20 protein-coding genes are annotated in these 19,891 nt (G+C 47.1%); 14 read left to right on the forward strand and 6 right to left on the reverse strand.

Annotated features, from left to right (window positions below; all coding sequences use genetic code 11):
* A partial coding sequence (locus tag GZ78_RS24060) for a transposase (RefSeq protein WP_161787397.1) occupies window positions 1-596 on the reverse strand: 596 nt, incomplete at its 3' end.
* Window positions 597-845: 249 nt separating this feature from the next.
* On the opposite strand from GZ78_RS24060, the gene GZ78_RS24065 reads away from it, so the two are divergent.
* Window positions 846-2,213: an alkaline phosphatase gene (locus tag GZ78_RS24065; RefSeq protein WP_269078791.1), complete on the forward strand. Its 1,368-nt coding sequence runs from the start codon at window positions 846-848 to the stop codon at window positions 2,211-2,213.
* A 47-nt stretch (window positions 2,214-2,260) separates the two neighbouring features.
* Here the strand turns inward: GZ78_RS24065 and GZ78_RS24070 are convergent, their stop codons facing one another.
* Window positions 2,261-2,686 carry a hypothetical protein gene (locus GZ78_RS24070; RefSeq protein ID WP_034841990.1) on the reverse strand — a complete coding sequence of 142 codons (426 nt, stop codon included), beginning with the start codon at window positions 2,684-2,686 and terminating at the stop codon, window positions 2,261-2,263.
* Window positions 2,687-2,769: 83 nt separating this feature from the next.
* Here GZ78_RS24070 and GZ78_RS24075 point away from each other — a divergent pair, with 83 nt between their 5' ends.
* The 3 genes from GZ78_RS24075 to GZ78_RS24085 all read left to right on the forward strand — a co-directional run bounded on the left by GZ78_RS24075 (window position 2,770) and on the right by GZ78_RS24085 (window position 3,881).
* Complete coding sequence (locus GZ78_RS24075; protein WP_152558920.1) at window positions 2,770-2,961, forward strand: hypothetical protein; 192 nt, start codon at window positions 2,770-2,772, stop codon at window positions 2,959-2,961.
* Between the two features lie 248 nt (window positions 2,962-3,209).
* Window positions 3,210-3,629, forward strand: coding sequence for a hypothetical protein (locus GZ78_RS24080; RefSeq protein WP_034841997.1), 420 nt, complete (start codon window positions 3,210-3,212; stop codon window positions 3,627-3,629).
* A gap of 42 nt (window positions 3,630-3,671) precedes the next feature.
* Window positions 3,672-3,881, forward strand: a complete 210-nt coding sequence (locus tag GZ78_RS24085; protein WP_034842001.1) for a hypothetical protein — start codon at window positions 3,672-3,674, stop codon at window positions 3,879-3,881.
* Window positions 3,882-3,885: 4 nt separating this feature from the next.
* On the opposite strand, the gene chrA is transcribed toward GZ78_RS24085, so the two are convergent.
* Window positions 3,886-5,061: a chromate efflux transporter gene (gene chrA / locus GZ78_RS24090; RefSeq protein ID WP_034842011.1), complete on the reverse strand. Its 1,176-nt coding sequence runs from the start codon at window positions 5,059-5,061 to the stop codon at window positions 3,886-3,888.
* A gap of 100 nt (window positions 5,062-5,161) precedes the next feature.
* Between chrA and GZ78_RS24095 the strand changes: the two genes are divergently transcribed.
* The 4 genes from GZ78_RS24095 (at window position 5,162) to GZ78_RS24110 (ending at window position 8,296) form a co-directional block, all read left to right on the forward strand.
* On the forward strand, window positions 5,162-6,106 hold the full coding sequence (locus GZ78_RS24095; RefSeq protein WP_034842021.1) for a LysR family transcriptional regulator: 945 nt from the start codon (window positions 5,162-5,164) through the stop codon (window positions 6,104-6,106).
* A 205-nt stretch (window positions 6,107-6,311) separates the two neighbouring features.
* Window positions 6,312-6,527, forward strand: a complete 216-nt coding sequence (gene tatA, locus GZ78_RS24100; protein ID WP_034842034.1) for a Sec-independent protein translocase subunit TatA — start codon at window positions 6,312-6,314, stop codon at window positions 6,525-6,527.
* A gap of 81 nt (window positions 6,528-6,608) precedes the next feature.
* Window positions 6,609-7,367 carry a twin-arginine translocase subunit TatC gene (tatC, locus tag GZ78_RS24105; RefSeq protein ID WP_034842046.1) on the forward strand — a complete coding sequence of 253 codons (759 nt, stop codon included), beginning with the start codon at window positions 6,609-6,611 and terminating at the stop codon, window positions 7,365-7,367.
* A 122-nt stretch (window positions 7,368-7,489) separates the two neighbouring features.
* Window positions 7,490-8,296 (forward strand): MBL fold metallo-hydrolase, encoded by an 807-nt coding sequence (locus GZ78_RS24110; protein ID WP_034842049.1) that lies wholly within the window; start codon window positions 7,490-7,492, stop codon window positions 8,294-8,296.
* On the opposite strand, the gene GZ78_RS24115 is transcribed toward GZ78_RS24110, so the two are convergent.
* On the reverse strand, window positions 8,291-9,319 hold the full coding sequence (locus tag GZ78_RS24115) for an AraC family transcriptional regulator (protein WP_034842051.1): 1,029 nt from the start codon (window positions 9,317-9,319) through the stop codon (window positions 8,291-8,293). The genes GZ78_RS24110 and GZ78_RS24115 overlap by 6 nt on opposite strands.
* A 148-nt stretch (window positions 9,320-9,467) precedes the next feature.
* Here GZ78_RS24115 and GZ78_RS24120 point away from each other — a divergent pair, with 148 nt between their 5' ends.
* The 3 genes from GZ78_RS24120 to GZ78_RS24130 are packed head-to-tail and all read left to right on the forward strand — an operon-like array spanning window position 9,468 to window position 14,001.
* The gene (locus tag GZ78_RS24120; RefSeq protein ID WP_034842154.1) at window positions 9,468-10,676 is read left to right on the forward strand and encodes an acetyl-CoA C-acetyltransferase; all 1,209 of its coding nucleotides are present in this window, start codon (window positions 9,468-9,470) and stop codon (window positions 10,674-10,676) included.
* Between the two features lie 16 nt (window positions 10,677-10,692).
* A complete protein-coding gene (locus tag GZ78_RS24125) occupies window positions 10,693-12,840 on the forward strand; it encodes a 3-hydroxyacyl-CoA dehydrogenase NAD-binding domain-containing protein (RefSeq protein WP_034842157.1) in 2,148 nt (715 codons plus the stop codon).
* A gap of 15 nt (window positions 12,841-12,855) precedes the next feature.
* Complete coding sequence (locus tag GZ78_RS24130) at window positions 12,856-14,001, forward strand: acyl-CoA dehydrogenase family protein (RefSeq protein WP_034842054.1); 1,146 nt, start codon at window positions 12,856-12,858, stop codon at window positions 13,999-14,001.
* 180 nt (window positions 14,002-14,181) lie between these two features.
* Here the strand turns inward: GZ78_RS24130 and GZ78_RS24135 are convergent, their stop codons facing one another.
* Complete coding sequence (locus GZ78_RS24135) at window positions 14,182-15,444, reverse strand: SGNH/GDSL hydrolase family protein (RefSeq protein WP_034842057.1); 1,263 nt, start codon at window positions 15,442-15,444, stop codon at window positions 14,182-14,184.
* Window positions 15,445-15,662: 218 nt separating this feature from the next.
* On the opposite strand from GZ78_RS24135, the gene GZ78_RS27860 reads away from it, so the two are divergent.
* The 3 genes from GZ78_RS27860 to GZ78_RS24145 all read left to right on the forward strand — a co-directional run bounded on the left by GZ78_RS27860 (window position 15,663) and on the right by GZ78_RS24145 (window position 19,378).
* Window positions 15,663-16,136, forward strand: a complete 474-nt coding sequence (locus tag GZ78_RS27860; RefSeq protein ID WP_051786503.1) for a hypothetical protein — start codon at window positions 15,663-15,665, stop codon at window positions 16,134-16,136.
* A gap of 63 nt (window positions 16,137-16,199) precedes the next feature.
* Window positions 16,200-16,994, forward strand: a complete 795-nt coding sequence (locus GZ78_RS27865; protein ID WP_051786504.1) for a hypothetical protein — start codon at window positions 16,200-16,202, stop codon at window positions 16,992-16,994.
* Between the two features lie 623 nt (window positions 16,995-17,617).
* Window positions 17,618-19,378 (forward strand): glutamine amidotransferase-related protein, encoded by a 1,761-nt coding sequence (locus GZ78_RS24145; RefSeq protein WP_034842060.1) that lies wholly within the window; start codon window positions 17,618-17,620, stop codon window positions 19,376-19,378.
* Window positions 19,379-19,749: 371 nt separating this feature from the next.
* On the opposite strand, the gene GZ78_RS31090 is transcribed toward GZ78_RS24145, so the two are convergent.
* Window positions 19,750-19,890, reverse strand: a complete 141-nt coding sequence (locus tag GZ78_RS31090; RefSeq protein ID WP_152558923.1) for a zinc ribbon domain-containing protein — start codon at window positions 19,888-19,890, stop codon at window positions 19,750-19,752.
* Window position 19,891 lies beyond the last annotated feature (1 nt).

Consider the following 19,891-nt stretch of genomic DNA (forward strand, 5'->3'; position numbering starts at 1 on the left):
ATGCTGTAACCACTGGCTTCTTTGTAGGTGTCATTTTCCTCCTGGTCGCATTGACTGGCTTTCTCGATCAGGTCATCAATTTCTGCACTGAGTTCTGCTTCTTTGAGCTTGAGTCGCCCGTAACTCATGGCCTTGTGCTTTGAGCTGTTGGCTTTGAACTTTGAACCGTCCAGACTGATATGCCCGAGCGATGCCAGTTCCAGCTCCATTGCCAGCTTGACGGATTGTTTGAAGCAGTCATGGAAGAAGGACAGGTTATCTTTACGAAAGTCACCCAGGACTCTGAAGTTCGGGCAATTCATTTGCGAGATGTACATAAACGCCAGATCTTGCCGACAGCGACGTTCAATCTCACGGGAGCTGAAAACGCCATGGCTATAGGCGTAGATCAGGATGGCGACAATGAGCTTCGGGGGATAAGCGTGCTGGCCAAGGTGGTGGTATTTTTTTTCGACTTCAGATGTATCAATGCTCTGAAAGATGCCTTCGTAGACAAAACAGTCATGATCTTTGGAAAGCAGATCGAAAATATTGGTTGGAAACAGTAGGTGCTGATCGAACTCAACAGGGCTATCTTTGAATTTTGGTGGTGACATCAGGCATCATCAAGGTTGATTTAAGGCTTATCATAGCGTCCGAGCATAAAATTCAGTAGAACGAGTCAGCTTTTTCACTGAATTTGTGCGAATAGTTGACCTATTTAAGCAAATCCAGTGGAAAAGATGGCCGTTCTTTCTGGATTTTAGGCCGGACTGTCTATTCTCGGTCAGCCTCCTAGGCAGGCGCCCAATTCCATTTACCAGGGGCAATCCACCAGTCTTGCTGAAATCATTGCAGAAAGTACAGTGGGTCTCTCCATGCATAACCCCGCTGATGCTCTGGTGGTAGACTCTGCCGCTTCAGCTTCCCAGCTGGCGACAGGCACCTTTTCACCTTCTGAAGCCATTGGTGTAGATGCTCATGGCGACGCTGTAGAAACTGTATTGGAACGGGCTAAAAAAGAAGGTCGTTCCACAGGTTTGGTATCCGATACCCGTTTGACTCATGCGACTCCCGCCGCTTTTGCTTCGCACCAGCCTCATCGTTCTCTTGAGAATGAGATTGCCGTGAATATGCTCGAAGGCAACCGTGTAGACGTTATGCTTTCTGGAGGGTTACGACACTGGGTGCCAGCTTCCGTCAACGAAAAAGGTAAGACCTACGACAGTGTTCAGTCCATGACCGGAAACGCTTTTAGTGTTTCTTCCAAGCGTAAAGATGAGCGTAATTTGCTGCAGGAAGCTGAACAGCAGGGTTATAAGCTGGCCTTTGATCGTGAGCAACTGTCGTCTCTGGAAGACGGTCGTGTGCTAGGACTGTTCAGTAATTCCGGCATGATGGACGGTATTGTTTACTCCCAGACTCGAAATGACGAACAGCGCAAGGAACCTACGCTCAAGGAGATGACGGTAAAAGCCATTGATCTGCTTGAGAATAATGACAAAGGTTTCTTCCTGATGGTTGAAGGTGGCCAGATTGACTGGGCAGGCCACAACAATGATGCAGGTACCATGCTGCATGAAATGATCAAGTTCGATGAAACCATCAAGGCCGTTTATGAATGGGCAAAAGGTCGTGACGATACGCTGGTTTTGGTGACGGCTGATCATGAAACCGGTTCTTTTGGTTTTAGTTATTCTGCTGCTAATCTGCCAAAAGCCAAAAAGCTGCCTGGTAAGGTTTTTGAAGGTCAGGACTACAAGCCTATGTTCAACTTTGGTTCTGTGGATATTCTGGATGCCATGTATAACCAGAAGAAGAGCTTCATTGAAATGATGGGTGAGTTCTATCAACGTCCAGCCAAACAGCAAACCCCTGATGTACTGGCAGATGTGGTGAATGAAAACAGTGATTTTGATATTACGGCTGATCAGGCGGCTAATGTTCTGGCGATGGGTGAGAACCGTTTTCGTGATCCAGAGCATTCCTACCTGAAAGATAAACAGCTGCCTGTAATCAACGACTTCAGTGCGTTTTATGTATATGGCTCAGAAATTCAGTACAACCTGCTGGGTCGTGAAATGGCGGAAGAGCAAAATGTTGTTTGGGGAACCGGTACTCACACAACAACCCCGGTTGTTGTGATTGCCTACGGCAATGAAGACGCAGCCAAAACCTTTAAAGGCTTTATGCACCATACGGATATTGGCCAAAGGCTGAAGGCTCTTTATTGAATAAGTTGTCAGGCAGTGGCACAACGCTACTGCCCGACAACTCAAGTTTATTGAGATGTAAAAGTGCAGATGGGTACACAAACCTGAAAACAGATCATTGCGTCAGTCTGATGACGGCAGGCTGAAGCACATTCATTGAAGTCTCCTCCCAGCTGTTCACAAGTGGTTTGATTCATACCCTCACATTCATTGTGAGCTGGAACCCAGGTTCCTCCCGGGTTGGAAATGCACTCAAGTACTCGTACAGGGCCTGTTGCGGTAATCTGTACCGGGAAAGATTCCATCACGGCAACGTTTGACAGAATACCTTGCTTCTCCAGCTCAAGGGTCTGTTCCAGTACTGGGTCGGGAACGGCATCTACCCCAGCATAAGTTCGGGTTTCTATGAGAGGGCTGCTTGTCTTATAATCGCTTGCGCAGCCGGAAAGCACTGCAACCAGCAGCAGGGATAAAAAACGGGCTATTATGGTCATATCTTTAGGTGCCTGAGTGGCTTGTAGTTGAAGAATATGTCAGACGGGTGTTTAAAGGAAACTCAAGAAAGGAAAATGGAATCATGGCTAAATCCAAACAAAATAAAAGGCGGGGGCCATCAGCGGTATTAAAACTGATGCAGGACCCCATGTTCAGGCAGAGAAAGGAAAGAGACAAAACAAAGTATCGCCGCAAATCCAAACATGCAGGCCGGGCTGATTCCCGGCTGCATCAGAAAGCATTGAATGATTCAGTGTTTTCTAATGCAGCCTGATTGTCTGGTTAGATTTTTAGAGCAGCCAGGCGTTAATTGCCATAAACACTCCGTTCATCCTGAGCTTGTCGAAGGATACAGTTGATGCACTTCGACAGGCTCAGTGCGAACGGTACGGTTAATAACAGCTATGCTGTGCCAGCCTCTTGCTGTTCACTCCCAGTCAGTTGATATTCTTTCTCTGACAATACCTCATGAACTATGTTACTCATCATTCAGCTTTTAAATGATGCTTAATCGATTTTGTGATGAAACTCTCTCGCTGGCTCATTTCTTTTAGTGTTTTATACAGTCTGACGTGCTCCACCGTTGAGGCTGCACAGCATTTTCACTTCAGTCTGCAGGATTGCAACAACTCCTTTTCGACATACGGCCCTTATACGTGTGGCGTATTATTCCATTCCAAAGAGATTGGCAGCTGGCCAATCCGTTGTGGTGAGTTTCATGCGCCACTTCTTGCACTTTTTCCACCTGCTAATCTTCACGCCATTATCTATAGAGACCATCGAGCACTCGGGATGAGGCCTGAAGTGCTTCAGAGGTATGTGCAACTGGGTTTCCGGTTTGACCTTGCCAGTTTGCATGTGACTACAGCGGGTGTTCCAGGGGTGACTCCACCGGGACCACAGGCTGATTTAATGAATCTCTACGACAATAAACCTGTCTAATTCTTTCATGAAATCCAGCAAAGACCACAACTGCCTTTTGAGGTGGATGAACATACTGAAATGGTCAGCCAGGTCTCAGTATGCAGAGAAGCTCCACTGGAAGTGCCTATAGCAATGATCTGTTTTTACCGGAGTCTGGAAAGAAAGGAGTATGAGCTGGAACAGCAAATGACAGGGAAGTTTAATCTCAAGGAAATTATCACCAAGCTGCCTTATATAGACAGCCTGATGAAAAGGATCGGAAAGCAATGATTGCTCAGATCAGAAGGAAACCCATTCCGGCAAACAGGGGCACCATCCAGGCAATAGGCAGCTTCCAGACAGCCAGAAGCAGGTAAGCCAGTAGTGCCAGGGCAACGTCCTGAGCATCTTTAATGGCCAGGGTAATCACCGGGTTATAGAAGGCCGCCAGAAGCAGACCTACCACCGCAGCATTAATACCATTGATGGCGGCTCTGAGTTTGGGCATCGCTTTCAGACGATTCCAGAAAGGCCATGCCGCTGTCAGCAGAAGAAATGATGGAGCAAAGATACCAAACAGTGCAGCCAGCGCGTGGGAAATACTGTAGGTGCCACCGTAAACACCGCCCAGAAAAGGAGCCAGGGCAAACATGGGGCCTGGTACTGCCTGGGCAGCACTGTAACCTACCAGAAAGGCATCAGGAGTAACGCCACCAGGATGAACAACTTCTGCCTGAAGCATGGGCAGAACAACATGACCACCGCCAAATACCAATGCACCGGCACGATAGAAACTGTCAAACAGACTCAGGCTGGTAGAGTCGGATAATTCCACCATAAAGGGCAATGCCAGTAAGCCAGCCAGAAACAGGCCCATAGCAACAAACGCTTGTCGTTTACTGCCTTTTACCTGGGCAGTATTCTCACCTGCAGACTGATTCTGGTAGATAACAAATCCACAGGCAGCCGCAACAAGAATCACCCCAATCTGAGTTAAGACATGGGGCAGAAGCAGCATAGCTCCTGCAGAAAGAACCGCCAGCGTAATTCTGGGGCGATCCGGGCATAATGATTGCCCCATCTTGATCAATGCATCCGCTACCACAGCAACAGCGAACAGCTTAATACCCTGAAGAATACCCATGGCTGCAGGAATACCTGATATTTCACTGTAACCCAGAGCCAGAAGGATCATGATCAGGGCTGAAGGGAAGGTGAAGCCCAGAAAAGCGGCAACTGCTCCGGGCAAACCCGCACGTTCAAATCCAATACTCATACCAACCTGACTGCTGGCAGGCCCCGGCAGCATCTGGCAAAGTGCAACGGTGTCAGCATAATCTCTTTCACTGAGCCATTTGCGACGTTCTACAAATTCTTTGTGAAAGTAGCCAATGTGTGCCGTTGGCCCCCCGAAGGAGTAACAGCCCAGCACCAGGAAACGCCAGAAGACGTCAAGTATCGAATGTCCCATAAGCTGTCCAGAAGAATGAAAAGAGTAAAGCGTATAAATTTTGCCGGTTATTGTAAGGATGGATTTATCATTAATCGAATTAATTGGCTGAATTAAAGTTATGAATAAGATTGATGTATCTCGGGTTGACCTTAATCTCCTCAGCGCTTTCGAAGCCCTTTATGAAGAGCGCAGTGTCAGCAAAGCGGCCGAGAGAATGTTTGTAGGTCAGCCTGCCATGAGCCACGCACTGGGTCGGCTTCGCAGACTGTTCGATGACAATCTGCTGGAGAGACAGGGGCAGCAGATGCATCCTACCCGCAGAGCCTGTGAACTTTACCCAGTCATCAGTCGTATATTGTCGGACATCCGTGAGCAGGTTCTGGATCAGACCGCTTTCGAACCAGAAAGCTGGGACGGAACCGTTCGTATCGGACTGAATGACTACTCTGAGATGATTTATGCCGCCCCGGTTCTGGAGAAAATTACCTCAGCGGCTCCTCATGTCAAAGTCAGCTTTGTGACGGTGAACCGCAGTAATGGTTATGACTGGCTGAAGTCAGGGAAGCTGGATCTGGCGGTAGGCCACTGGCCATCACCTCCCGCTGATGTGGCAATAACTCCATTATATATCGAAAAACATGTTTGTCTGTTTGATAACCAGGTGTTGGGCTTCGATCTGCCGGTAACACTGGAGGACTATCTTCAAACAGATCATGCACTGGTTTCACCTGATGGGCAGCTGTCGGGTAAAGTGGATGAGTTGCTGGCTGAGCAGGGGCTCTCCAGAAACGTCACCCTGGGTTGTACACGTTTTGTCTCTCTGCTGGAGTTGCTGAAAGGGAAGCCTTATATCAGTGTGGTGCCTGAAGTATTGTCGAAGCTAGATAAGTCTGACTCACCTTTGAGTCAGTGCTATCCCCCTCTATCGATCCCGGATTTTGAAATAGGTCTGGCCTGGCGGGAATCAGACAGCCATCATCCGGTTCTTAAATGGCTCAGAGAACGGGTGATCAGTGTTGTCGAGGAAGAAAGGCACCGTATTTATGCCGGTATGCATTCATAAAGCCAGAGCCTGATAATTAATTTGGTTATTAGAAATCCTTTCAGGTAGGGTTCAGTGCAGGAATTACTCTTGTTTCTTCGCAAGCGGCGGCTGTCCTATTGAATCTACTGATTGTGAGACAGGCACCCTCTTGAGTATCCTTCCAATGTACTTAGAGGCTGTTTGGAATAAGCCTCTGACAGACTAACCATCGGAGTGAATAACAATGGGTCTTGGTGGAATCAGTATCTGGCAGTTATTAATTATTCTGCTGATTGTTGTCATGCTGTTCGGTACAAAAAAGCTGAAGAGCCTGGGTGGCGATCTGGGTGGTGCGGTAAAAGGTTTCAAGCAAGCGTTGACTGACGAAGAGAACGACGCAGCTGTGAAAAAAACGGCACAGGAAGACAGCACTCAAAAAGAAATTTCCCATAAAGCCTGATCTCAAAGTCTGTGTTGAGGGTCTTCAGGGTCCTCAAGAACTTTGAATATATTTCTACAGGGTTTATCTGGATAAAAACGAATGTCATCTACTACACAGAGCAGTGACGAGCAGCAGCCATTGGTTCAGCACCTGCTCGAACTGAGAACCCGTATTCTGCGCAGCATGGTAGTTGTGCTGATACTCTTTGCCGGGCTTTTCTATTTTTCCAGTGCGCTTTATGAGTTTTTTTCAGAGCCTCTGAGAGCCTTTCTTCCCGAAGGCTCAAGCATGATAGCAACGGATGTTGCGTCGCCTTTTCTGGCTCCCTTCAAGCTGACTATGGTATTGGCCCTGTTCGCAGCTATTCCTTTTATTCTGAATCAGATATGGGGTTTTATTGCACCAGGGCTGTACAAGCATGAGAAAAGGCTGGCAATTCCGTTACTGGTTGCGAGTGTCGTATTGTTCTACGCGGGCGTTGCTTTTGCCTATTTTGTTGTCTTTCCGCTGATTTTCGGCTTCTTCACCAGTTCCGGGCCGGAAAGCGTTACGGTCATGACCGACATTAACAGTTACCTGAACTTTATTCTGAAGCTGTTTTTTGCCTTTGGCATGGCATTTGAAATTCCGGTAGCTACTGTACTGCTGATCTGGTCCGGGGTTTCGACCGTTGAGTCCATGTCCAAAAAGCGTCCATACATTATTGTTGGCTGCTTTGTTCTGGGGATGCTTCTGACCCCACCTGATGTTATTTCCCAGTCTCTTTTAGCAGGCCCTATGTGGTTGCTGTTTGAGATAGGTATTCTGTTTGCCCGTTTGACATCACGAAAGTCAAAGGATGCAGACGTTCAGTCGTAAATTAGAGCGACCTGTTTATAGCTGTCACCTTCAGTCAATCCAGACTGAAGGTTTTGGCTATTGTCCCCGACGGATGATCGGCTCACACTGTGCTGATTTTTCTCATTGGAGCAGTGTAAAGGATGTCTGTTTTAGAGCGCATTCAGCATCAGGATCTGGACGCCATCAGGGTGGGACGATTTAATCTCGGGGTCAATACCAGTTTTATTGTTTACCGCCTGGGTGAGACAGTCATCGATACAGGTCCCAGTAACCAGTGGCGATTTGTTAAATCATTCATAGCTGAGAAATCTCTCGAGCAGCTACTCATTACCCATCATCATGAAGACCATGCCGGAAACATTGGTCGTATCAGCCAGATGACCGGGGTGACTCCTCTGGCTCCCGAGCTATCACTGAAAAAGCTTCGCGAGGGTTATCCTACCCCATTAATGCAAAAGCTGGTTTGGGGTAGCCCTGGAAAAGCCGCAGCAAAATCGCTTCCTGATGATATTTTTCTGGGTTCAGGTGAGCAGGTTGACGCAATCTTCGCTCCCGGACACGCCAAGGATATGACCTGCTATCTCCTTCCTGAAAGAGGCTGGTTGTTCAGTGCCGACCTGTATATTGCCAATCACCTGAAAATGCTCAGGGCTGATGAAGATGTGAATACCCTGTTGAAGAGTATTCTCAAGGTTCTGGACTATGATTTCGAGCTGATCTTTTGTCCTCACAGGGGCATCGTAAAAGAAGGCAAAAAGAAGCTTAGGGAGAAGTATGATTACATCATCAACCTGGCCGGAGACGTTCAGATGATGAATCAGAAAGGCGCTTCTGTCATTGAAATTACCGATCAGCTATTGGGTAAGGAATCGGTGATTTCACTGATCAGTGGTTATAACTTCAGTAAAAGAAATCTGGTGAAATCCTGTTTAGACGTCACCTTATAGCGTATCCAGTCCTTTTCTGAATTGCAGCGGCGTAAAGCCTGTCCAGCTTTTAAATGCTCTGATAAATGAGCTGGGCTCGGTATAACCAGCTGCTTCGGCAATATCTTCAATGGTTTGCTGGTTGTCACCCAGGTGGTGAATAGCAATATCCCGGCGTATATGAGATTTAATGATATCAAAACTGCTGCCTTCTCTTCTCAGGCGCCGTCTAAGGGTCTGAGGGTTGAGGGACATATCTTCTGCCAGAACCTTCAGAGACAATAGTTCTCTCTTTGTAGCAAAAGCCTCTTTCAAACGTCTGCGCACTTCCATTGTCCAGAAACCACCCGCATCCAAAGGAAGAAATATATCCATCGGAGCCCGACGGATATAGCTTTCTACCTGCACTTCTGTCTGGACAACCGGGTGTTCAAGGTAGTGCCGGTCAAAGCTAATGCTGTTTTTAACCTGATGGAACAGAGCCGGAGCCCCGTAAAACATGTACTGTAATTCAGTACGGTAAGGAGGTGGTGTATGGTCAAACTGTATCTGATTTAAAATGAGCCGGTCATTGCTCAACCAGCCACTGAACCGATGAATAACACTGAGCATGGAGCAGATGGCATAGTCGTCTACTATGCTTTGCTCTGGACGTCGGGTTATGGAGATCTCAGCAAAGCGACGCCTAACGATCAATTCATAGGAAAAGCTGTTGGTAAACAGATTATAAAAATCAAGGCAGCGTTCCATCGCCTGACCCAGATTTTGACTGTGCACTGCCGCCAGTGCCATCAATCTGAAACTGCCCAGGCGCATGGGGTACTGCAGCAGTCCATTGGCTTCATCACCCAGAACTCCGTTACAGTAACGGAGTAACTTTACGACATTTTCCAGTGGTAATCGGTTTTGAGGATCATTGAGATCAGACGCTTTTATTCCACACTTTCTCAGTAACCTTTCAAGGTCAACTCCTTTGGTGCGAATGCCAGAGAGTGCATGTGTGAGTAGGAGTGAGGAAATAGTGATAGTTTTTGCTGTATTCAAAACGTCGCCATTTTTTTATTCCATATCAGGCGAACCTGAGACAGTTGGAATGTCATTTTTTGACTATTTTTCATGATCAGAACCGTCATTGTCCAGCGCTCACTTCTCAATCAGTATTCATTCAGGCACTGACATGCAGAGGAACAACATGAGTCAATCGGCATATATATTTGACGCGATAAGAACCCCTCGTAGCAAAGGCAAGGCAGACGGGAGTCTTCACGAAGTCCGTCCTCTGGAACTTTCAGCAGGTTTGTTCAGGGAGCTGAAAAAACGTCACTCACTGGATACTAGTTATGTAGATGACGTGGTTCTGGGGTGTGTTACTCCGATCAGCGAGCAAGGCAGTGATATTGCCAAGGCCGTTGTGCAACAGGCTGGCTGGGATGAGAGCGTTGCTGGAGTTCAGCTGGACAGGTTCTGTGCTTCAGGTCTTGAAGCGGTGAATACTGCGGCACAGAAAGTTATGTCGGGCTGGTCAGAAATGACTGTAGCTGGCGGTATTGAAAGCATGTCCAGGGTGTCTATGGGGTCAAACGGTGGCGCTATGTTTACCGATCCTGAATTTGTGATCAGTCAGAGGCAGGTTCCCCAGGGGATAGGCGCTGACTTGATAGCCACTCTGGGAGGCTGGAACCGAGAAGCAGTCGATGCCTATGCAGTAGAATCTCAGCGTCGTGCATCTCATGCCAGGGACAGTGGCTATTTTGATCGCTCTGTCGTGCCCGTAAAAGATCGCAATGGTCTTGTGATTCTGGAAAAAGACGACTTCATCAAACCTTCGACTTCCCTGGAAGGACTGTCCAGACTGAAACCTTCTTTTCAGCAAATGGGGCAGATGGGGGCAGACGAGATGATTCTTTCTAAATACCCTGAAGTTGAAGCTATTCATCACGTCCATACTCCCGGAAACTCCTCCGGCATTGTTGATGGTGCCAGCGCCGTTCTGATTGGCAGCGAAAAAGCCGGTAAAGATCTGGGGTTAACGCCCAGAGGCCGAATTGTCGCGGGCGCCGTATTGGCCACTGAACCCTCTATTATGCTCACAGGCCCCGGGCCTGCCGCTGAGAAGTGCCTGAGAATTGCAGGGTTGCAGAAGTCTGACATCGATCTTTGGGAAATAAACGAAGCATTTGCTTCTGTTGCACTGCGCTATATGAGCGATCTGGGTATTGACCATGAAATCACCAACGTGAATGGAGGAGCTATTGCCATGGGACACCCGCTGGGGGCAACCGGAGCCATGCTGGTGGGCATCGTTCTGGATGAACTGGAGCGAAGAAATCTCAAGAGAGCCATGGTTTCTCTGTGTGTGGGTGGTGGCATGGGTATTTCAACCCTGATTGAGCGGGTCTGACCAGAGGACGATGGATATGAGCGTATTTAATTATCATAAAGACAGCGACGGCATAGTTACCATCACCATGGATATGACCGGTCCGGTTAATGCCATGAATTCAGAATTTGATGAAGTGATGTCCGCTACAGTGGACAGACTGGAGTCGGAATCTGGCTTGTCCGGGGTTATTTTTGCATCAGGCAAGAAGGATTTTTTTGTTGGCGGTGATCTGAAAGAAATTCTTACGGTCGGTGCCGATCAGGTTGATACGTATTTTGAAAAAGTGGAAGCAATCAAAGGTTTCCTGAGGCGTCTGGAAACATTGCCTGTGCCTGTAGTGGCTGCGATTAATGGTGTTGCTTTAGGTGGGGGTTATGAGCTTTGTCTGGGGTGTAACTACCGTATTGCCCTGAACGACAGTAGAGTCCAAATTGGTTTGCCGGAAGTGACTCTGGGTCTCCTGCCTGGTGGGGGAGGGATTGTCAGAATGACTCACTTGCTGGGTGTTGAGAAAGCCATGCCTTATCTACTGGAAGGTAAGCGGCTGAGGGCAGAAAAAGCTTTGGCCGAAGGACTGGTTGATGAGCTGGTGGGCAGCCCTGAAGAACTGATGGCCAGGGCCCATACCTGGCTGGTAGAAAACCGGGGTAATCCAGAAGCCGTGCTGCAGCCCTGGGATCAGAAAGGTTATCGAATAAAAAGTAATATCAACCGGCCTTCAGTCGCTCAGGCGGCACAATTTGCACCTTTTATGGTAATGGGGAAAACCAGAGGCCTGCTGCCTGCGCCTGAACGTATCCTGGAAACAGCCGTTGAGACACTGCGGGTGGATTTTGATACGGCCTTGCGAATTGAATCGAGAAATTTTGTTTCGCTGGTCATTTCGCCAGAGGCGAAAAATATGATCACCAGCTTCTTCTTCCAGATGAATAAGGTCAATGGTGGTGCCAGTCGTCCTAAGGGTATACCCCAGAGCAGCGTGAAGAAGCTTGGCATTATTGGTGCCGGAATGATGGGGCAAGGCATTGCCAATGTTGCTGCAATGGCGGGTATTGAAGTGGTGCTGAAAGATGTTTCTCTGGAAGGCGCTGAAAAAGGCAAGGCTTACACATCAAAGCTTTTGGACAAAGCCATTGTCCGTGGCAGAAACGATGACGCAGGAAAAGAGAAAGTCTTAAGCCGGATTCTGGCAACAGGTCAGAACAGTGATCTGGAAGGCTGTGACCTGATCATTGAAGCAGTATTTGAAAAACTAGAGCTCAAGCATCAGGTGACACAGGAGGTACAACAGCAGCTGGCAGAAGGCGGTATATGGGGAACCAATACATCTTCTCTGCCGATTACGCGCTTGGCCGAAGCCTCAGATCAGCCTGAGAATTTTGTTGGCATTCACTTCTTCTCACCTGTGGATAAAATGCCGTTGGTTGAGTTGATTTGTGGTGATAAAACCAGTGATGAAACTCTGGCAAGAGCTTTTGATTTCGTTCGCCAGATCCGTAAAACGGCCATCGTCGTAAACGACAGTGTGGGTTTCTTTACGTCCAGAACTTTTGCTACCCAGTTGTATGAAGCCGCCCAGATGGTTGCAGAAGGTATTCATCCGGTACGCATTGATTCGTCAGGTAAAGCTATTGGAATGCCCGTTGGCCCGCTGACTGTACATGATGAAGTCAGTTTGCAGCTGACTAAAACCATTGAAGAAACTCAGCTGCAAATGGGACTCAAGCAAGCTAAAAACGATCCCACCCCTCTGGCCAGCCAGCTGGTGGATGAACTGGTGACAAAATACAACAGGGGGGGACGTTATCACGGTGATGGAGGTTATTTCGATTATTCTGAGAAGGGTAAATTTATCTGGCCTGAGTTGCTGGAAAAGTATTACCAGCCACAGATAGAAATCAGTGATCAGGACATCAAGGACCGTTTGTTGTTCCGTTGTGTGATTGAAAGTTTGAAGTGCCTGCAAGAAGGTGTTTTACGTTCAGTGGCTGATGGCAATATTGGTTCTATTATGGGTATAGGCGCTCCAGCATGGACTGGAGGTTACATTCAATTCGTTAATACTTATGGTCTGCAGGCATTCGTGGAACGCTGTGATGATCTGAGCAGTCGTTACGGTGATCGGTTCAAGGCACCTGACATCGTTACTGAATACCTGAATTCAGGCAAAAAATTTCATTGATTCGGAGAAACTACAATGATTCCAAGAACGATCTTCGACAGTGACCACGAGCAGTTTCGCGACAGTGTTCGTAAGTTTCTGGAAACCGAAGCCGCCCCATTCCACAGTCAGTGGGAGAAAGAGGGTGCCATTGACCGTCAACTATGGAACAAAGCTGGTGCACAGGGTTTTCTGGCACCGACTATGCCTGAAGAGTACGGTGGTGTAGGTGTCGACTTTCGATACAACGCCATCGTCGATGAAGAAATATCCCGAATGGGGCTGACAGGCATCGGTTTTGGTCTGCATTCTGACATTGCTGTGCCTTATATTCTGAATTACGGCACTGAAGATCAGAAACAGCGTTACATTCCGGGCTGTCTGTCGGGTGAAATTGTTACCGCTATTGCCATGACTGAACCAGGCACAGGCTCTGATCTTCAGAGCGTTAAAACAACCGCTATTCTGGAAGGTGATGAGTACGTTATTAATGGTTCCAAGACGTTTATCACCAATGGTCAGCATGCTGATACGGTCATTGTTGTCTGTAAAACCAACCCTCATGAAAAAGCCAGTGGTATCAGTCTGATTCTGGTGGATGCCGGTATTCCGGGTTTTGAAAAAGGTTCCAATCTGGAGAAGATTGGCATGAAGGCTCAGGATACATCCGAGCTGTTTTTTCAGGATGTTCGTGTCCCGAAAACAAACCTTTTGGGTGAGGAAGGCAAAGGCTTTGTTTACCTGATGGAAGAGTTGCCGCAGGAAAGGTTGAGTATTGCCCTGACTGCTGCCGCCTCCAGTGAAGGTGTGTTGGAGCAGACCATTGAGTATGTGAAGGATCGTAAAGCTTTTGGAAAACCCATTGCTTCCTTCCAGAATACTCAGTTCAAACTGGCTGAATTGGACACTGAAGTGACGAGTCTGCGGGTTTTTGTCGATCGTTGTCTTGAATTGCATATTCAGGGAAAACTGGATGCAGTTACCGCTTCCAAGGCAAAGCTGTTATCGACAGACCTGCAGTGTAAGGTGATTGATGAATGCCTGCAGTTGCACGGAGGTTATGGTTATATGTGGGAGTATCCTGTCGCCAGAGCGTTCGCTGACGCGAGGGTTCAACGTATCTACGGCGGTACCAACGAAATCATGAAGCTGATTATCAGTCGGTCACTGTTGTCTGATTGATCGATTGTTTGAAGAGAAAACGGGGCCATGTCGCCCCGTTTCTGAATTTGTAGAGTATTAAACGTTACTAAGGGTCGTGTGAGTTAATTCCCGTGACCATAGGGTCAGTCAATGATGGGGGAGTGAACGCTGATAACAACGTAACAACGTGAAAGATGATGGATGTATCAGCCTTTTTTGTCAGGGATTGTGGGCAGTGTTCGGGTAAGTCTCTGGCTTGTCATATGCGGGCATAAAGCATCGAGCGCCCACTTTCGAAAAGGTGGTTTGGCACGCCTGATAAGCAATATTGGCATGAAATTTTCGCGAAGGATGAATGGGATCCCAGAAGGCATAGTCGTCCCAGCTTTCTTTAGAGCATGGTACTGCATCCTTGTCACTGCGTTTTAATCTCTGCCCTATTTTATAAACAATGTTGTAGCAAGGTTGATCTTTGATTTTATAGTGATCGCTTTCCAGCTCGTTCTTCACCAGGGAGTATACATCGAGTAATTCTATTCGCACCGATTTGGATGCATATTGTTGCTGCAGGTTCTGTAATTGCTGCAATAGCAGCTTGTTGTGTCCCTGGACTGCTTTGGATAATAGAGGTCCTTTGTTTTTATCGGTTCCGGTTTTGAATCGTGGTACCCAGGCCAGGTCAGGCAGATTGCCAACAAAAATCCAGTTAGGAGAATCTTCAGTGGCTGACTGGCTGGCAAAGTCGGCCAGCCTGGTGACTTGCTCGGTAATACGCTCTACAACGACCTGATAATTATAATAGCCATAGATATAGTCATTCGCGCCATAGAGAACACTGAAACCCTGATTGCCCTGCATCCAAAGTTTTCCTTTTTCAGCCGGATACTCTTTTAGATAGGCGTTGACGATCAGCTTCATATTGGGTGGGATGAGTTGTCCTTCAAGATGCATATCGTCTTTGGGCTCTGATGCAAAACTGCCTCCATAAGCCCGGTTAACAAAATAGTCACCTGAGGTGATTTGAACATCGGTCATGGCTACCAGCCATTCATTCCAGACCGGACCGTTGGAAAAGCGTCCCTGGAAATAGTAGCCATTGGGGGAGGTCGGAATATGGATGACCTTATTAAGCGCTTCCAGAAGTTTCTGAGCCTGAGTGTCTTCCAGATGCTTCAGGTCATCCACAGAAATACCAAGTGTCTTCAGAATCTTGCCAAATTCGCTGTCTTCAATATCGGTATTCAATACTTTAAAAAGAATATCGGGAGGGATGACGCCTCTCAGCGCCCGGATCAGTTCCCAGGTATTGCCAATATCGGAGACACTGTCTCCAAAAACTGAGAAGCGGGTTAAGGGATGAGTAAGGACTGGAGCGATTTCATTTTGATGAAAGCCAGAGGGCTTGCTTGAATTCGTTGCGTTGTAGGGCGCAGCATAGGCAGCTGAGCCGGCAAACAGAGCCAGGACCGCTAGAAATCTCATAATTATCTTTCGTTCAGGTGATGGAAAAATGTGAACTGGAAGAAATATAGATCAATTTTTCGCAAGGCTGAGGGAGGAGCGACATGCTGGAATACCAGCAATTCCCGCTAAATTGATTCAAGTCAATAGCACCAAGGCTTTAAGGCTGACTTACAAATCTGGAAATCGTAAACTTTCAGGCAAAGTATTCCAGATTTTATGAGTGTTGTTGTTTTACTGTGCCACCATCCAAACGAAAGACCGTTGCCGAAAAACTGATCACCATCGTCTCTAAAGAAGCTTCAAAAATCCCGGATTTTCGAAAAAGGGCTAGCCAAGATACGATCCCGCTTCATGATGCCATCATGAGTGGTCTTGCCGTGATGCATTTGAAGTATCCATCGTTGCTTCAGTTTGACCGCGATTGTGTGAAAAAGCCCGATAAGCTACGCAACCTGAAATCGTTATACCGTGTAGGCCAAGCTCCTTGTGATACCTACCTCCGGGAGATGCTTGACCCTATTGAAACCCGCTATTTCCGTAAATTCTTCACCCAGCTGTTTGCTTTTGTGCAACGCTCTGGGCGACTCAGGCAGTTTGAGTATTTTGAGGAAGGTAACCTCGCCCCGATTGATGGAACCGGGCATTTTAGCTCCGGAAAAATAGACTGCCCGGAATGCTGCGTAAAAAAGCCGGGCAGCAAGAATCCCTAGTACTATCACCAGCTGCTGGCTTGCTGCCTGGTCAAGTCGGGTAAAAAGGAAGCGCTTCCCCTGATGCCGGAACCCATAATCCAACAGGTCGATGCTTCAAAGAATGATTGCGAAAAAACGGCACTGAAACGACTTTTGTCCAATATATCCAGAGAGCATCCACACCTTAAACTGGTGCTGAACTTCGATGACCTATACTCCGACGGCCCCACCATCAAACTGGTGAAATCCTACGGGTACAGCTTCATTATGGTGGCAAAGGACACCTCACACGCATCGCTTTATGAATCAGTTGATGAACTGAATAAGACTGGCAAGGTGAAGCGCTATTGCTTCACCGATGAAAAGGGCAGCCAGCACTGGTTCCGATTCGTGAATGATGTCCCCATCAACAAGTCTCACAAAGAGACATTGGTCAATTATCTCGAATACGTTGAAACAGATCTGAAAGGCAAAAAATACGTCAACACATGGATCACCGATATCCAACTTACTCAAGAGAATGTGGCGAAAGTCATGAGAGGGGGTCGTGCTAAGTGGAAAATTGAAAACGAAACCTTTAACACGCTAAAAACACAGGGCTACCACCTCGAACACAACTACGGGCACGGAAAGCAACATCTGGCGACCAACCTGATCTGCCTGACCTTTACCGCCTTCCTCATCGACCAGATAGAGCAGCTGGCTTGCAAGTTCTTCCAGCAGGCTCTTGAAGCAAAGAAGTCCAAAAAAGCACTATGGCATGCGATACGGGGCTTATTTGACTGGTTCCTCATCGACAACTGGGAAGATTTGTTCACAGCGATTATCGAAGGCAGGAGCGCCAGCTTGAAGCATTTGGTAGTTGATACCACGTAGGAAGGCGCTGGTAGCCCTGTTTGACCTGTGTTTAGAACTTGCTGATAGTTTGGCTGATTACACAGTCGGATGTCGTCCGCCCTAGGAGGCTGACCGAGAATAGACAGCCCGGCCTAAAATCCAGAAAGAACGGCCATCTTTTCCACTGAATTTGCTTAAATAGGTCAACTATTCGCACAAATTCAGTGAAAAAACTGACTCGTTCTACTGAATTTTATGCTCGGACGCTATTCTCGGTCAGCCTCCTAGATAAATGCCGGCAGAAATAATCTATTGAATCGAACGTTTGTTAGTGGTCAGCGGGAATCGCTGCTGGAATACCTTCCTGATAATAATCAAATCTCATCAGTTACTTAGAAGTCCTGACTTTGCTTGAATCTGGAACATGGAACTAAATCGATGGAGCTGGGTCAAAAACAGCATCTTAAAAATGGGTCATCTCATACAGGTGACGGACAATTATTAGAGAAGCGTTTTGGAAAGAAAGTAGTCTTCCAGGTAAAAATTGAGTCGAACGGGTCATAGTTATTAGCTAAACACATGTCTGCCAACCCATTTTGCTTGTTTTCTTTGATTTATTTCTTTCCATGCGATTCCAAATCAGTAGGGATAGTGGGTCAGGTATGAGTAAGAAAACACTCCTTCTTTCAACGGCTGCCGCGTTGTTTATTCAATGGGTAATGGCTGTAGAGCAACCGTCTTTTACCTCAGAGCACATGTCTAAAGAGCCTGAGCAATCTACCATAGTCACAGTGATCACGCTGATAAATTTGTTTGAAGAAGGTGCTTTTCAAACTAAATATCTTGAAAAAATGGGTATCAAGGAAGATCAGGTAGAGCTTCTGATCAATGAAGATACAGAGCTGGTTGACTCCATGTATGAGCTAAGGGCTCACCCTCTCGGGGCAGCTCCCGCTTTTGGCTCTCTGTTAGCAGGCATTGTGAATCATGAGTACTTCCTTAAGAGAGCGCAAAGGATTACTGATGATGAGGATGAGGATGAGGATGGTAGGCATTTCTTTTCGGAAGACTATGATGAATGCCATATTCCTGAGTCATTTGCTTCTGAAGAAGAGATGCGCCACTTCCTGATCAATGATGAAAACTGCAGCTTCAGGCAATTATTTACCTATATCCGTCAATCCAGTGATACAGAGCTGGTGTCAATGTCAGAGGCAATGTTGGTGGATTTTATCAAAGGGTTGATTGGTGCTACTAAACAATCTATTTCTCTCCGGTTGATGCTGTCTTCCGGTCAAGATGATCTGACTGAAAAAGCCCTTTCTTTTCTGGATACCATGCCTTTTACCTTCATAGGAATGGCTAATTATGACGGAATCTTTTCAGGCCACTTCAGGATGATTGACGAGAAGTACAATCAGAAATTGAATATATTTGTGGTCCCTCTCAATGAAAGGCTGCTTAAGAATGAGCAGCTTCTTTCCTCTATGGATGGCATTATCATTCCCGGGGCGGGTGATAGCTTCCATAGTGCACCTAATTATCTGACTAAACCCTTTGGGCTGGAGCAATTGGACTCCGAGGCTATGATGGATCATGAAAAGATTTATCAATGGCTGTACGACTACAGCATGCGTGAGGGTATTCCTGTACTCGGTACTTGTGCGGGCAACCAGCATCTTGCCTTGAACAAGGGCGGGATGCTCTCCCGGTTGACTGATGCGTTTGATGGACACAAGCAGGTCAAGCTGGTGCCTGGCAGTTTGAACCACTATATGGCCCTTTCTTCTGAAGCTCAATCTGACGCGCTGAATCACTGTGACCTGCCTGAAGTGGTGGTCAATGGAACCGTTATGCACTCCTATGTGATTGAACAGGTGGCCAATGGCGTTGAAATAGCCGGATTAACCACCGAGCAACCTGAAAATGTCATCATGGCCGCTAGCTATAAAGGCCATATCAGTACTTTTCAGTTCCACCCTGAATATGTCTATGACCCCAGGGATGAACAGAAAGATGATGATCCTAACACCCATATCATAGAGTCATTCGTTAAATTCACGGCTGCTCACCGGGCCATGAGAAGGCAATCACAGGCTCCTTATTACGCGCCTGCTATGCACCAGCGCGCTGAACGCTTGAAGCAGTGTGCGAGTAATTCAAAAAAAGCGCTGGGCAGAGCTGAGTACTGGTTCAATGGAGATAGGGGCTCTGAATCTCTGAATATCCAGCCCGAGCATAATGAAGTTACCGTTTACGTAGCCCCTGGGTTGCTTTCGGAAGATCTCGACATCCAGCAAAGCTATGACTCAATGAGAATCTTCATTTCCCATAAGGATTCTGGCAGTAGCATGGAATTCGTAAAGAGCAGAGCGAATCAGAAAGTGCATATTGAATATACTGAAGAATGCGGTCTGAACTAGAAGGCCAAAGACTGATTTCCTGTAAAATAAAGAAGCCATTTCATTACCTTTGAGTGATGAAATGGCTTCTTTATTTTCAACAGCTTCTGTAGGTCTTTTTTTAACCAACTACTGTAGATAAGTGCTAAACCTTATATCGTTCGCGCTGAGCCTATCGAAGTGCATTACCAGCACCCTTCGACAAACTCAGGATGAACGGGGTACGTGTGAGCATTAATGAGTGGATGTACTGGTCAGGCAGATCAATATGTCTGAACAAAATCATTTCCTAATCATTCACAGATTTAATAACCGCTACTAAAAACCTACGACAATCACTGATTATCTGGGTTTATCTACACCGTCAACACGGCTGCATACCGAAGTATGTCTTACGCCACTCTTGTGTAGGGTTTAAGGTCGAGCTGTAACGTGTCTCGACCATATCTATCTAAATTAACTGAGGCGTTGAAGTCTCGGTTATGGTGGGCTTTACAGCTTGGGCAGTCCCACCACTGGACACCAAGAACCACA

It is taken from the genome of Endozoicomonas numazuensis (assembly GCF_000722635.1).
Taxonomy (GTDB): domain Bacteria; phylum Pseudomonadota; class Gammaproteobacteria; order Pseudomonadales; family Endozoicomonadaceae; genus Endozoicomonas_A; species Endozoicomonas_A numazuensis.

Coding starts and splice junctions, on each gene's coding strand:
- GZ78_RS24130 (WP_034842054.1), top strand. CDS start 12,856: ATGATTCCAAGAACGATCTTCGACAGTGACCACGAGCAGTTTCGCGAC.
- GZ78_RS24110 (WP_034842049.1), top strand. CDS start 7,490: ATGTCTGTTTTAGAGCGCATTCAGCATCAGGATCTGGACGCCATCAGG.
- GZ78_RS27865 (WP_051786504.1), top strand. CDS start 16,200: ATGCCGGAACCCATAATCCAACAGGTCGATGCTTCAAAGAATGATTGC.
- GZ78_RS24135 (WP_034842057.1), bottom strand. CDS start 15,444: ATGAGATTTCTAGCGGTCCTGGCTCTGTTTGCCGGCTCAGCTGCCTAT.
- GZ78_RS24095 (WP_034842021.1), top strand. CDS start 5,162: ATGAATAAGATTGATGTATCTCGGGTTGACCTTAATCTCCTCAGCGCT.
- GZ78_RS24075 (WP_152558920.1), top strand. CDS start 2,770: ATGGCTAAATCCAAACAAAATAAAAGGCGGGGGCCATCAGCGGTATTA.
- GZ78_RS24125 (WP_034842157.1), top strand. CDS start 10,693: ATGAGCGTATTTAATTATCATAAAGACAGCGACGGCATAGTTACCATC.
- GZ78_RS24120 (WP_034842154.1), top strand. CDS start 9,468: ATGAGTCAATCGGCATATATATTTGACGCGATAAGAACCCCTCGTAGC.
- chrA (WP_034842011.1), bottom strand. CDS start 5,061: ATGGGACATTCGATACTTGACGTCTTCTGGCGTTTCCTGGTGCTGGGC.
- GZ78_RS24080 (WP_034841997.1), top strand. CDS start 3,210: ATGAAACTCTCTCGCTGGCTCATTTCTTTTAGTGTTTTATACAGTCTG.
- GZ78_RS24070 (WP_034841990.1), bottom strand. CDS start 2,686: ATGACCATAATAGCCCGTTTTTTATCCCTGCTGCTGGTTGCAGTGCTT.
- GZ78_RS24145 (WP_034842060.1), top strand. CDS start 17,618: ATGAGTAAGAAAACACTCCTTCTTTCAACGGCTGCCGCGTTGTTTATT.
- tatC (WP_034842046.1), top strand. CDS start 6,609: ATGTCATCTACTACACAGAGCAGTGACGAGCAGCAGCCATTGGTTCAG.
- tatA (WP_034842034.1), top strand. CDS start 6,312: ATGGGTCTTGGTGGAATCAGTATCTGGCAGTTATTAATTATTCTGCTG.